This window comes from Pseudomonas sp. SG20052 (assembly GCF_031766055.1).
GTDB lineage: Bacteria > Pseudomonadota > Gammaproteobacteria > Pseudomonadales > Pseudomonadaceae > Aquipseudomonas > Aquipseudomonas mandelii.
Genome location: NZ_CP134498.1, coordinates 5,512,148 through 5,523,844 on the forward strand (window position 1 = coordinate 5,512,148; position 11,697 = coordinate 5,523,844).

At 59.1% G+C, this 11,697-nt stretch carries 14 protein-coding genes; all 14 read right to left on the bottom strand.

Annotation, left to right across the window (positions count from 1 at the left end; translation table 11 throughout):
- Positions 1-140: 140 nt before the first annotated feature.
- The 14 genes from bamB to iscU all read right to left on the bottom strand — a co-directional run bounded on the left by bamB (position 141) and on the right by iscU (position 11,635).
- Complete coding sequence (bamB, locus tag RHP74_RS25235; protein ID WP_042932605.1) at positions 141-1,292, bottom strand: outer membrane protein assembly factor BamB; 1,152 nt, start codon at positions 1,290-1,292, stop codon at positions 141-143.
- Positions 1,285-1,926 (bottom strand): tetratricopeptide repeat protein, encoded by a 642-nt coding sequence (locus RHP74_RS25240; protein WP_145308442.1) that lies wholly within the window; start codon positions 1,924-1,926, stop codon positions 1,285-1,287. Before RHP74_RS25240 ends, bamB begins: the two co-directional genes overlap by 8 nt.
- Positions 1,927-1,968: 42 nt before the next feature.
- Complete coding sequence (gene hisS / locus RHP74_RS25245) at positions 1,969-3,258, bottom strand: histidine--tRNA ligase (protein WP_010457847.1); 1,290 nt, start codon at positions 3,256-3,258, stop codon at positions 1,969-1,971.
- Positions 3,259-3,281: 23 nt separating this feature from the next.
- Positions 3,282-4,391: a flavodoxin-dependent (E)-4-hydroxy-3-methylbut-2-enyl-diphosphate synthase gene (gene ispG, locus RHP74_RS25250; RefSeq protein ID WP_010457850.1), complete on the bottom strand. Its 1,110-nt coding sequence runs from the start codon at positions 4,389-4,391 to the stop codon at positions 3,282-3,284.
- Between the two features lie 3 nt (positions 4,392-4,394).
- The gene (locus tag RHP74_RS25255; protein ID WP_311096570.1) at positions 4,395-5,429 is read right to left on the bottom strand and encodes a helix-turn-helix domain-containing protein; all 1,035 of its coding nucleotides are present in this window, start codon (positions 5,427-5,429) and stop codon (positions 4,395-4,397) included.
- Positions 5,429-6,187, bottom strand: a complete 759-nt coding sequence (gene pilW, locus RHP74_RS25260; protein ID WP_311096571.1) for a type IV pilus biogenesis/stability protein PilW — start codon at positions 6,185-6,187, stop codon at positions 5,429-5,431. Before pilW ends, RHP74_RS25255 begins: the two co-directional genes overlap by 1 nt.
- A gap of 17 nt (positions 6,188-6,204) precedes the next feature.
- Entirely contained in the window at positions 6,205-7,347 is a 1,143-nt protein-coding gene (rlmN, locus tag RHP74_RS25265; protein ID WP_010457857.1) for a 23S rRNA (adenine(2503)-C(2))-methyltransferase RlmN, read from the bottom strand.
- Between the two features lie 28 nt (positions 7,348-7,375).
- On the bottom strand, positions 7,376-7,801 hold the full coding sequence (gene ndk / locus RHP74_RS25270) for a nucleoside-diphosphate kinase (RefSeq protein WP_010457859.1): 426 nt from the start codon (positions 7,799-7,801) through the stop codon (positions 7,376-7,378).
- A 92-nt stretch (positions 7,802-7,893) separates the two neighbouring features.
- A complete protein-coding gene (iscX, locus tag RHP74_RS25275) occupies positions 7,894-8,094 on the bottom strand; it encodes a Fe-S cluster assembly protein IscX (RefSeq protein WP_047538086.1) in 201 nt (66 codons plus the stop codon).
- Positions 8,095-8,108: 14 nt separating this feature from the next.
- A complete protein-coding gene (gene fdx, locus RHP74_RS25280) occupies positions 8,109-8,450 on the bottom strand; it encodes an ISC system 2Fe-2S type ferredoxin (RefSeq protein ID WP_010457863.1) in 342 nt (113 codons plus the stop codon).
- A 2-nt stretch (positions 8,451-8,452) separates the two neighbouring features.
- The gene (gene hscA, locus RHP74_RS25285) at positions 8,453-10,315 is read right to left on the bottom strand and encodes a Fe-S protein assembly chaperone HscA (RefSeq protein ID WP_083375808.1); all 1,863 of its coding nucleotides are present in this window, start codon (positions 10,313-10,315) and stop codon (positions 8,453-8,455) included.
- Positions 10,316-10,366: 51 nt separating this feature from the next.
- Positions 10,367-10,888, bottom strand: coding sequence for a co-chaperone HscB (hscB, locus tag RHP74_RS25290; RefSeq protein WP_010457866.1), 522 nt, complete (start codon positions 10,886-10,888; stop codon positions 10,367-10,369).
- An 8-nt stretch (positions 10,889-10,896) separates the two neighbouring features.
- The gene (gene iscA, locus RHP74_RS25295) at positions 10,897-11,220 is read right to left on the bottom strand and encodes an iron-sulfur cluster assembly protein IscA (protein ID WP_007903589.1); all 324 of its coding nucleotides are present in this window, start codon (positions 11,218-11,220) and stop codon (positions 10,897-10,899) included.
- Positions 11,221-11,248: 28 nt separating this feature from the next.
- Positions 11,249-11,635: a Fe-S cluster assembly scaffold IscU gene (gene iscU, locus RHP74_RS25300; protein ID WP_003443374.1), complete on the bottom strand. Its 387-nt coding sequence runs from the start codon at positions 11,633-11,635 to the stop codon at positions 11,249-11,251.
- Positions 11,636-11,697: the final 62 nt, after the last annotated feature.

Here is an 11,697-nt window from a genome sequence, read left to right on the forward strand (position 1 = left end):
GCGGCTCTCCACTTCGTTATTTCAGAAAATACAAAAGCCGCTGCGAGGCAGCGGCTGGTGCTCGGGGCAGCGCTTGAAGGCGCCGCAAGCCTTGCAGAACAAGGCCGCCTGGGGGTTAAACCCCAAGCATAGTCAAACCTTTACTTAATGGTCAGGGCTTCCAGTTTGCCACTGTTGCCATACACATAAATCGTGTCACCCACCACCAGCGGACGGGCACGCAGGCCGTCGCTGTCGATGCGCTCGCGGCCGACGAAACGACCGTCCACCTGGCTCAGCAGGTGCAGGTAGCCTTCCATATCGCCGACTGCAACGTAGCTGGAGAACACTTCCGGAGCCGACAGTTGACGACGGGCCAGCGAATCGTTGCTCCACAAGGCTGTGGTGGAACGTTCGTCGACGCCTTCAACGGTGCCCGAAGACAGGCTCACGTAAACGCTGCCAAAACCTTGAGCGACGCCGGCATAGCTGGAAGCATCACGCTGCCAGAGCTGACGACCGCTTTGCAGGTCCAGTGCCGCAACGCGACCCTGGTAGCTGGCGACGTACAGTGTTTCGCCGGACAGCAGCAGGCCACCGTCGATATCGACCACACGCTCCAGTTCCGAACGACCTTGTGGAATCGCGACCCGTTGTTCCCACACCGGCACGCCGTTGGAAATATCGAGAGCGACCACTTTACCGGTCGACAGGCCAGCCACCGCTAGGCGGTTGGTGACGATCGGTGCGCTGGTGCCGCGCAAGGTCAGGACCGCAGGCGTGCTGTCATACAACCAGCGCTGGGTGCCGGTGGCGGCATCCAAACCAATCAGACGGTCGTCCTGAGTCTGAACCACAACCACGTCACCGTTGTTGGCCGGCGGTGCGAGTACTTCGCTGGACACGCGAGCGCGCCATTTCTCTTCACCATTGATCGCATCCAGAGCAACGATTTCGCCCTTGATGGTGCCGAACATGACCAGACCGTAACCCACGCCAACGGCGCCGGAAACAGGCAGTTCAAGGTCCTTCTTCCATTTGACGTCGCCGTTGCTGCGATCCAGCGCCATCACCACACCGGTGACGTCGGCAGCATAGATGGTATCGCCTTCGATCGCCGGAACCAGCATGTTGTAGGTTTCGCCCTGACCGTCACCGATCGAACGACTCCACTGCTTTTGCAGAACCACTTCTTCTTTGAAGTCGGTCAACTCGGCCGGTGGCAATTCTTTTTTGCTGTTGCTGCTGCAACCCGCGGCCAAAATGGCCAGAGCCAGCAATGCTGCATGTTTCCAACGGATCACGTCACGCATCCCCTTTGGCCAGGTCGTCCAGCTTGATTTGTAGGCCACCGACCGCCGCTTCATCCGACAGTGCCGCCTTGGCTTTTTGATACGCCGTGTTTGCTTCGTCGGTACGACCCAACTGCACCAGCAGGTCGCCTTTGAGTTCTTCGCGCGTGGCCAGGAATGCCTTGTCAGCATCGCCTTCGAGCAGCTTCAGGGCCTCATCGACCTTGTTCTGCGCCGCCAGTACCTGCGCCAGACGCTGACGGGCGATTTCGCCCAGCGCCGGGTTGGCCGGTTTTGCCACGATGGCTTTCAGCTCGGTGGCCGCGTCGTCCAGCTTGCCGCTGTCGACCGCGACTTTTGCCACGAACAAGCTGCCGTACTGTGCATAGGCGCTACCGCCGAACTCGCTGTTGAGCTTGCCGGCCAGGTCCGAAACACGGGCGGCATCAGGCTTGCCGTCAGGCGTCAGCGTGGTTTCGAGCAGTTGCTGATAGAGAATCGAGGCGCCTTGCGACTGATTGCTCTGATACTTCTGAAAGGCCTGCCAGCCGAACACGATGACCAGCGCCAACAGGCCGCCAGTGACCAGGGGCTTGCCGTTGCGTGTCCACCAGTCCTTAAAATCTGCCAGGTTTTCGTCTTCGGTACTCGACACCCCAATACTCCTTAATCGCTAAATCGGCTGTTTATGACAGCTTCAACCCTGCACGACGCAGGTGGCCAGGTGTGCAGCAAGCGCATCCCAGGCAATGCTTTGTTGTTCGCCCTGGCCACGCAGGGGTTTGAAACCTACCACTTGCTGGGCCATTTCGTCGTCACCGAGGATCAGCGCATACAGCGCACCGCTCTTGTCGGCCTTCTTGAACTGGCTTTTGAAGCTGCCCGCGCCGGCATTGACTTGCAGGCGCAGGTTGGGCAATTGATCACGTACACGTTCACTCAGGGCCAGACCGGCCAGCTCGGCGGCTTCTCCGAAGGCGCAGAGGTAAACGTCGACCTGACGGGAGATTTCTTCCGGAATCTGCTCCAGGGTTTCAAGCAACAGCACCAGGCGCTCGATACCCATGGCGAAACCGACGCCCGGGGTTGGCTTGCCACCCATCTGCTCCACCAGACCGTCGTAACGACCACCGGCACACACGGTGCCCTGGGCGCCCAACTTGTCGGTGACCCATTCGAAAACGGTCTTGCTGTAGTAATCCAGCCCGCGAACCAGCTTCGGGTTGATCACGTAAGGAATGCCGGCGGTGTCCAGGCGAGCCTTCAGGCCCTCGAAGTGCACACGGGATTCTTCGTCCAGGTAGTCGGCCATTTTCGGCGCATCGACCAGCACGGCTTGCGTGTCGGCGTTCTTGGTATCGAGCACCCGCAAAGGGTTGGTTTTCAGACGGCGCTGGCTGTCTTCGTCCAGCTTGTCCAGACGGGACGAGAGGAACTCGACCAGCGCTTCGCGATAACGAGCACGGGACTCGGCGGTGCCCAGGCTGTTGAGCTCAAGCTTGACCGCATCACGGATGCCCAGCTCGCCCCACAGGCGCCAGGTCAGCACGATCAGCTCGGCGTCGATGTCCGGACCGTCGAGGTTGAAGACCTCGCAACCGATCTGGTGGAACTGGCGATAACGGCCTTTTTGCGGACGTTCGTGACGGAACATCGGGCCGATGTACCAGAGTTTCTGCACCTGACCACCGCCGGTGATGCCGTGCTCGAGCACAGCACGCACGCAGGCCGCCGTGCCTTCAGGGCGCAGGGTCAGGGAATCGCCGTTGCGGTCGTCGAAGGTGTACATCTCTTTTTCGACGATGTCGGTCACTTCACCAATGGAGCGCTTGAACAGCTCGGTGAACTCGACGATCGGCATGCGGATCTGCTTGTAACCGTAGTTATCCAGCAGACGCGAGACGGTGCCCTCGAAATGACGCCACAGCGGGGTCTGTTCGGGCAGGATGTCGTTCATGCCACGTATGGCTTGCAGAGACTTGCTCACTATAAATCCTTAAATTCGTTCGATCAGCCGCGGGCGATGACTGCCGCGTCGGCTTCGACCTTTTCGGCCGCTTTCTGGCGGATCAAGCGTTCAAGCTCATCCACCAGATTGTCATTCGTCAGTTTCTGCGACGGCTTGCCGTCGATGTAAATCAGGTTTGGCGTGCCGCCGGTCAAGCCGATATGGGCTTCCTTGGCTTCACCCGGCCCGTTGACCACGCAACCGATGACCGCGACATCCAGCGGCACCAGCAGATCTTCGAGGCGCCCTTCCAGCTCGTTCATGGTTTTGACCACATCGAAATTCTGCCGCGAGCAGCTCGGGCAGGCGATGAAGTTGATGCCACGGGAACGCAGGTGCAGGGATTTGAGAATGTCGTAGCCGACTTTCACTTCCTCGACCGGGTCGGCCGCCAACGAGATGCGAATAGTATCGCCAATCCCTTCGGCGAGCAGCATACCGAGGCCCACAGCGGATTTCACCGTGCCTGAGCGCAAACCACCGGCTTCGGTGATGCCCAGGTGCAGCGGCTGGACGATTTCCTTGGCCAGCAGGCGGTAGGCGGCGACGGCCATGAACACGTCGGAGGCCTTCACGCTGACCTTGAAGTCCTGGAAATTCAGGCGTTCAAGGTGCTCGACGTGACGCAGGGCAGACTCGACCAGCGCCGCCGGGGTCGGCTCGCCGTATTTCTTTTGCAGGTCTTTTTCCAGGGAACCGGCGTTGACGCCGATGCGGATCGGGATCCCGCGATCACGGGCGGCATCGACCACCGCGCGCACGCGGTCTTCACGACCGATGTTGCCCGGGTTGATCCGCAGGCAATCAACGCCCAGTTCGGCGACGCGCAGCGCAATCTTGTAGTCGAAGTGGATGTCGGCAACCAACGGCACCTTGACCAATTGCTTGATCTTGCCGAAGGCTTCGGCGGCATCCATGTCCGGCACGGAAATCCGCACGATATCGACACCAGCGGCTTCCAGACGATTGATCTGGGCCACGGTGGCGGCCACGTCATTGGTGTCGCTGTTCGTCATGCTCTGAACAGCGATGGGCGCATCGCCGCCGACGGGCACGTTACCGACCCAGATCTTGCGGGATTCGCGACGTTTGATTGGAGATTCGCCGTGCATGACTTATTGACCCAACTTCAGGCGAGCAGTCTCGCCACTGGTGAACGGAGCGACATCAACCGCCTGCCCGTTGTAGCTGACCTGCGCGCCACGGGCGAAGCCCAGACGCACGGCAAACGGCGGCTTGCCGCTGACGGAAACACTTTCGCCTTTACGCTTCAGACCGCTCAACAGCACTTTGCCGGTGCCATCGGTCACTTGCGTCCAGCAATCGGCGGTGAACTGCAGTTGAACCTGACCTTGGCCGGCAACCGGAGCTGCCGGTGCTGGAGCGGGGATGGTCGGCGTCACCGAAGCGCTTGCAGGCGGAGTTGATACAACAGGAGCCGTCGGAGCCGGCGCTACGGGAGTCGCGACAACCGGAGCGGTGCTGTGCGCCGGTGCAGCAGGCGCTGGGACAGCGGGGGCAGTCGGCGCGGCGGCAGGCGCAGTGGCTTCAGTCCCGGCCGGTGCTTCAGTGGCGTTTTCGGCTTGCGGCAACGCCAGCGCGGTTGCCCCGTCAACCTGACCTTCCGCGACGGCCTGGTCTTCCGGCTCGTCCAGCGGATGGATCTGGGTGGTGCCATCCGCGCCTTCGACTTCGACGTGTTCCGGGCTCGGGGTGATCAGGTCCTTGGTGCGCTGGGAAGTTTGATCCTGCCACCAGACAAAACCACCGCCAATCACTGCGATCAGCAACAGCAGGCTGACAATGCGCAAAATAGTGTGGGAAACCCGAACCGGTTCTTCGATACGCCCCAGGCTGTGGACATTGCTGCCCTGGGAGTCGGTGCCGGTGGATTGGTCGAACTGCTGGACCAGAACGGTCTGGTCCATGCCCAACAATTTGGCATACGCGCGAATATAACCGCGAGCAAAGGTGTGCCCCGGCAGCTTGTCGAAAGCGCCGGCTTCCAGATTACTCAAGGAATTAACGGTGAGGTTGAGCTTGAGGGCCACTTCAGCCAGCGACCAGCCATTGCTTTCGCGGGCCTGGCGCAAAGTCTCACCGGGGTTAACGCGATTCGCTGCTACAACTTCGGGATGCGCCGCTTTCATCATTGCTCCGACAGGTATTGCTGATATTCCGGCGTACCGGGATAGAGTCGTTTTAGTTGCAGGCCAAAACTGGCGGCCTTGTCGCGATCTTCAAACACTTTTGCCAGCCGAACGCCGAGCAATAGACTACGTGCATTTTGCTCGGTGAGCAGGCTAAAACGATCGTAATAGTCACGCGCGGGCACATAATGCCTGTCTTCGAAGGACAACTCAGCCATTTCCAGCAATGCACGCGGTTGTTGGCGGTTCAAACGCAGGGCTTTTTCCAGTTGCTGCTGGGCCAGATCACGCTGACCCAGCTTCGAAGCAGTCATGCCCAGGTTCTCGAACACCCGCGAACGCTCAGGATACAGGGTATCGGCGGCGGACTGTTCAAAGCGCTCGTAAGCCTCTTTGTAACGTTTTTCTTCGAAAAGAAAGCTGCCGTAGTTGTTCAGGATTCGAGCATCGTCGGGGCGGGAAGACAGCGCCTTGCGAAAGTGCTGGTCTGCCAGTTCAGGTTCCATTTCAGCCTGAAACACCAACCCAAGCGCCGCATTGGCATCCGGGTCCGAGTCATCCAGATCCAAGGCTTTCTTCAACGGCACTTTCGCCCGTTCGGTCATGCCTTGCTGCAAGTATCCCAAGCCCAGTTGCACATAGGCAGCACGCGCTTCATCGCGACCTTTGCTGGTTTTCATCGGGTTGAAATCGCCCGACAGGACGCAACCAGCACACAGGCTGGCCAACAGCAGAAGCAGCGCAAAGCGCAGGGACATAGAGATCCTCTCTTGATTTATTCCGCAGCGTTTTGAGCCATATCGTTCTCGGCGTTCAACTCACGCACGGCGATATAACGTTCGCTGCGACGGGTGCGATCCAGCACCTGCCCTACCAATTGGCCACACGCGGCATCGATGTCTTCACCGCGGGTGGTGCGCACGGTGACATTGAAGCCGGCATGGTGAAGCTGATCCTGGAAACGGCGAATCGCGTTGTTGCTCGGGCGCTCGTAACCGGAATGCGGGAACGGGTTAAACGGAATCAGGTTGATCTTGCACGGGATGTTCTTGAGCAACTCGATCATCTCAACGGCATGTTCAACCTTGTCGTTGATGTCCTTGAGCAAGGTGTACTCGATGGTCAGCACGCGCTTTTCGCCCAGGGACGACATGTAGCGCTGGCACGACTCGAGCAGCATCTTAAGCGGATATTTCTTGTTGATCGGCACCAATTGGTTACGCAATGCGTCGTTTGGTGCGTGCAGCGACAACGCCAGGGAGACGTCAATGTGCTTGGACAGCTCATCGATCATCGGCACCACGCCCGAAGTGGACAGGGTCACGCGGCGCTTGGAGATCCCGTAGCCCAGGTCATCCATCATCAGATGCATGGCGGCCACGACGTTGTCGAAGTTCAGCAGCGGCTCACCCATGCCCATCATCACCACGTTGGTGATGGCACGGTCGGCGGTCGCCGGGATGCTGCCGAACGATTTATTGGCAATCCACACCTGGCCGATGACTTCAGCGGCGGTGAGGTTGCTGTTGAAACCTTGCTTGCCGGTGGAGCAGAAACTGCAATCCAGGGCACAGCCTGCCTGGGACGAAACGCACAAAGTGCCGCGCTTGCCCTGGGGAATGTAAACGGTCTCGACGCAGCTACCGGACGCCACGCGCACCACCCATTTACGGGTACCGTCGGTGGAGATGTCCTCGCTGACGACTTCAGGACCGCGAACCTCGGCAATAGCCTTGAGCTTGTCGCGCAAGGCCTTGCTGACGTTCGTCATGGCGTCGAAATCATCGACGCCAAGGTGGTGAATCCATTTCATTACCTGACCGGCACGGAAACGCTTCTCCCCGATTGAGTCGAAGAATTTTTCCATTTCCAGCTGAGTCAGACCCAGCAGGTTGGTTTTTACAGTCGATGTAGTCATGGATTCACCTTCACTCATAAGCCAATGCTTAGCGAGTGGTTACTTCAGTAGCTGCGAAGAAGTACGAGATTTCGCGAGCAGCAGCGGCTTCGGAGTCCGAACCGTGTACAGCGTTGGCATCGATGGAGTCAGCGAAGTCAGCACGGATGGTGCCGGCAGCAGCTTCTTTAGGGTTGGTAGCGCCCATCAGCTCACGGTTCAGAGCGATAGCGTTTTCGCCTTCCAGAACCTGAACGACAACTGGACCGGAGATCATGAAAGCAACCAGGTCGCCGAAGAAACCACGAGCGCTGTGCTCAGCGTAGAAGCCTTCAGCTTCGGCTTTGGACAGTTGCTTCATTTTCGAAGCTACAACCTTCAGGCCGGCTTTTTCGAAACGAGTGGTGATCTCGCCGATGACGTTTTTTGCAACAGCGTCAGGCTTGATGATGGAGAAAGTACGTTGAACAGCCATGGTGTAACTCCAGAAACGGTAATTTGCGAAAAATTAAACCCGCGAATTATACGCGGGTTCTTTGGTATTGCCTAACTGCATACGGCGCAGACTCAGTCTGCTTCTTCGATCCAGGCGGCCTGAATGGCTTCAAGTACCTTCTCGCCACCGCGGGTCGGATCATCACTGAACTCCGGCAATGCCAGCACCCATTTGTGCAGATCGACGAAGTTCACATAACGCGGATCCACTTCCGGCCGGGATTCAGCCAGCTGGATCGCGATTTCCAGCACATCAACCCATTTCAGACTCATGACGTTTCCTTGAATCAGTGCGGCGCTTCGGCCGCATGGTTGAGCGAGTACTTCGGAATTTCGACGGTCAGGTCTTCAGTCCCGACTTTTGCCTGACAGGCCAAGCGTGAGTGGGGCTCCAGCCCCCAAGCCTTATCAAGATAGTCTTCTTCCAGCTCATCGGCCTCTTCCAGCGAGTCAAAGCCCTCGCGAATCAGGCAATGGCAGGTGGTGCAGGCGCAGACGCCGCCACAAGCGCTTTCCATCTCGATATGGTGTTCGTGAGCCAGTTCGAGGATGGAGATGCCGGGTTCAGCCTCCACAACCATGCCGTCCGGGCAAAACTTCTCGTGTGGCAGAAAAATGACCTGCGGCATCGTTATTCCTCAATCTCATTCAAGTTGCGCCCCGCCAGCGCGGCTTTCACCGTTGAGTCCAGGCGGCGGGCAGCAAAAGCGTCGGTCACTTGCGACAGACGCTTGGTCTGCTGCTCGATGGCGAAACCATCGGTACCTTTCATCAGTTCGGTCAGTTCCTGCATCTGCAACTCGATGACCATGCGCTCTTCGGCGTCGAGCAAGCGCTCACCGTCGACATCAAGGGCAGCCTGCACCGCTTCGATCAGGCGCTGGGCGTCGACCTGCTGCTCACGCAACACACGGGCGACCTTGTCGTCGTTGGCGTGCTGGAACGATTCCTTGAGCATTTTGGCGATTTCGCCGTCGGTCAGACCGTAGGACGGCTTGACCTGAATGCTGGCCTCGACGCCTGAACCCAACTCGCGAGCGGAAACACTGAGCAGACCGTCGGCATCGACCTGGAACGTCACGCGGATTTTCGCGGCACCGGCGACCATGGCCGGAATGCCGCGCAATTCGAAGCGTGCCAGGGAACGGCAGTCGCTGATCAGCTCACGCTCGCCTTGCAGCACGTGAATCGCCATGGCCGACTGGCCGTCTTTGTAAGTCGTGAAGTCCTGGGCGCGGGCAACGGGGATGGTGGTGTTGCGTGGAATCACCTTCTCCATCAGGCCGCCCATGGTTTCCAGCCCCAGGGACAACGGAATGACGTCGAGCAAGAGCAATTCGCCGCCATCGCGCTTGTTGCCAGCCAACGTATCGGCCTGGATCGCAGCCCCAATGGCCACCACTTGATCCGGATCGATTTCAGTCAGCGGCTGGCGACCAAAGGCTTCAGCGACGGCTTCACGAACGCGAGGCACGCGCGTCGAGCCGCCGACCATGACCACAGCGTGCACTTCGTCCAGCTCGATGCCGGAATCACGCACCGCGCGGCGGCAGGCTTTCAGGCTGCGGGCGACCATTGGCTCGATCAGCGCATCGAAGGCTTCGCGGGTCAGTTGCGCCTTCCAGTCGCCGTAAGCGACTTCAACCGTCGAGGCATTGGTCAGGGCTTCTTTGGCCGCACAAGCGGTTTGCAGCAGATGGCGCTGAGCACCCGGGTCGAGGTCGGCGGACAAGCCGGCGCTCTCGATGATCCAGCCAGCGATGGCGTGGTCAAAGTCATCGCCACCCAAGGCGCTATCGCCACCGGTAGCGAGGACTTCGAATACACCGCCCGTCAGGCGCAGGATCGAAATATCAAACGTACCGCCACCCAGGTCGTAAATCGCGACCAGGCCTTCGGCATGCTGATCCAGACCGTAAGCCACTGCGGCTGCGGTCGGCTCATTGAGCAAACGCAGCACGTTCAGACCGGCCAGCTTGGCCGCATCCTTGGTCGCTTGACGCTGAGCATCATCGAAATAGGCCGGAACGGTGATCACCGCGCCCACCAACTCGCCACCCAATGCCGCTTCAGCACGCTGACGCAGCACCTTGAGGATATCGGCGGAGACTTCGACCGGGCTTTTCGGCCCCTGAATCGTGTCGATGAACGGCATGTGCGACTCGCCACCGACAAAGCGGTACGGCAGTTGGTCGCCCAATTGCTTGACGTCGGACAGACCACGACCCATCAAGCGCTTGACCGACAGCACGGTGTTCAAAGGATCGGTAGCGGCCGCCAGCTTGGCGGACTCGCCGACTTCGACGCGATCGGCGTGGTAGCGCACGGCGGACGGCAGGATGACCTGCCCTTCGGCGTCGGCCAGAGGCTCGGAAAGACCACTGCGCAACGCAGCGACCAGCGAATTGGTAGTGCCCAAGTCGATCCCCACAGCCAGACGACGCTGGTGCGGTTGAGGACTTTGGCCGGGTTCGGCGATCTGCAGTAGGGCCATCGTTATCAGGACTTATCTGTATATCAGGCGTGCGACCGGAGCGGCACTGGGTTAATCGTCGAGGCGCTCTTCTAACTGGCGCACTTCGTAGGTGAGCTTGTCGAGGAACTGCATGCGCCGCATCAGGCGTTCGGCCTGTTCACGTTGCGCTGCATCATCCCAACAGGCTGCGAAGCTTTCGTTCAGTTCATCCTGAGCCGTCTTCAGGCGACGCTTGAACACTGCAACACCCGCCAGGTCGGCGCTGTCTTGCAGGTCTTCGAGCTCTTCACGCAATTCCATCTGCTGCAGAAGGAATTCCGGATCATGCACCGTGACCTCCAGCGGCAACTCGCCTCCATTCAAAGCGAGCAGGTATCGCGCGCGCTTTGGGGGACTTTTGAGCGTCTGATAGGCCTCGTTGAGGCTCGCGGATTGCTCCAGCGCCAGCCGCTGCTCGCGCTCGGAAGCGTCTGCAAAGCGGTCCGGATGAACACCGCGCGCCAACTCACGATAGCGCGTGGCCAACTGATCGAGATCCAGACGGAAGCTCGGCTGCAGTTCAAATAAAGCGAAATGACAAGGAGTACCCACGAGCAGCCTCAGATGTTGAAGCTTTCGCCGCAGCCACATTCACCGCGCACGTTGGGGTTGTTGAACTTGAAGCCTTCGTTCAACCCTTCCTTGACGAAATCGAGTTCGGTGCCGTCCAGGTAGGCCAGGCTTTTCGGGTCGATGATCACTTTCTCGCCGTGACTTTCGAACACCTGATCCTCTGCAACCACCTCGTCGACAAACTCCAGCACGTAGGCAAGGCCGGAACAACCTGTGGTGCGAACACCCAGGCGAATCCCCTCACCTTTGCCGCGCCCGTTAAGGGAGCGTCGCACGTGTTGAGCAGCCGCTTCTGTCATGCTGATAGCCATCGTTGACTCCTTACTCGTCGCTTAATGCTTAGATCAAGCCTTTCTTCTGCTTGTAGTCGCGAACGGCCGCTTTGATAGCGTCTTCAGCGAGTACGGAGCAGTGAATTTTTACCGGCGGCAGTGCCAGTTCTTCGGCCAGCTGAGTGTTCTTGATGGTCTCTGCTTCATCCAGAGTCTTGCCTTTCATCCACTCGGTCGCCAGGGAGCTGGAGGCGATCGCCGAACCGCAACCATAGGTCTTGAACTTGGCGTCTTCGATGATGCCTTGCTCGTTGACCTTGATCTGCAGGCGCATCACATCGCCGCACGCCGGAGCGCCGACCATGCCGGTGCCGACATCAGGGTCTTCCGCGTCCATCTTGCCGACGTTGCGCGGGTTTTCGTAGTGGTCGATGACCTTTTCGCTGTAAGCCATGATTCTTAATCCTCACTCATCAGAGAGTCGCTCTTGAGCCCTGAAAACCTTGGTTTTGCAGG

Coding starts and splice junctions, on each gene's coding strand:
- iscA (WP_007903589.1), bottom strand. CDS start 11,220: ATGGCTATCAGCATGACAGAAGCGGCTGCTCAACACGTGCGACGCTCC.
- fdx (WP_010457863.1), bottom strand. CDS start 8,450: ATGCCGCAGGTCATTTTTCTGCCACACGAGAAGTTTTGCCCGGACGGC.
- rlmN (WP_010457857.1), bottom strand. CDS start 7,347: ATGACTACATCGACTGTAAAAACCAACCTGCTGGGTCTGACTCAGCTG.
- RHP74_RS25255 (WP_311096570.1), bottom strand. CDS start 5,429: ATGAAAGCGGCGCATCCCGAAGTTGTAGCAGCGAATCGCGTTAACCCC.
- bamB (WP_042932605.1), bottom strand. CDS start 1,292: ATGCGTGACGTGATCCGTTGGAAACATGCAGCATTGCTGGCTCTGGCC.
- iscX (WP_047538086.1), bottom strand. CDS start 8,094: ATGAGTCTGAAATGGGTTGATGTGCTGGAAATCGCGATCCAGCTGGCT.
- hscA (WP_083375808.1), bottom strand. CDS start 10,315: ATGGCCCTACTGCAGATCGCCGAACCCGGCCAAAGTCCTCAACCGCAC.
- pilW (WP_311096571.1), bottom strand. CDS start 6,187: ATGTCCCTGCGCTTTGCGCTGCTTCTGCTGTTGGCCAGCCTGTGTGCT.
- ispG (WP_010457850.1), bottom strand. CDS start 4,391: ATGCACGGCGAATCTCCAATCAAACGTCGCGAATCCCGCAAGATCTGG.
- ndk (WP_010457859.1), bottom strand. CDS start 7,801: ATGGCTGTTCAACGTACTTTCTCCATCATCAAGCCTGACGCTGTTGCA.
- iscU (WP_003443374.1), bottom strand. CDS start 11,635: ATGGCTTACAGCGAAAAGGTCATCGACCACTACGAAAACCCGCGCAAC.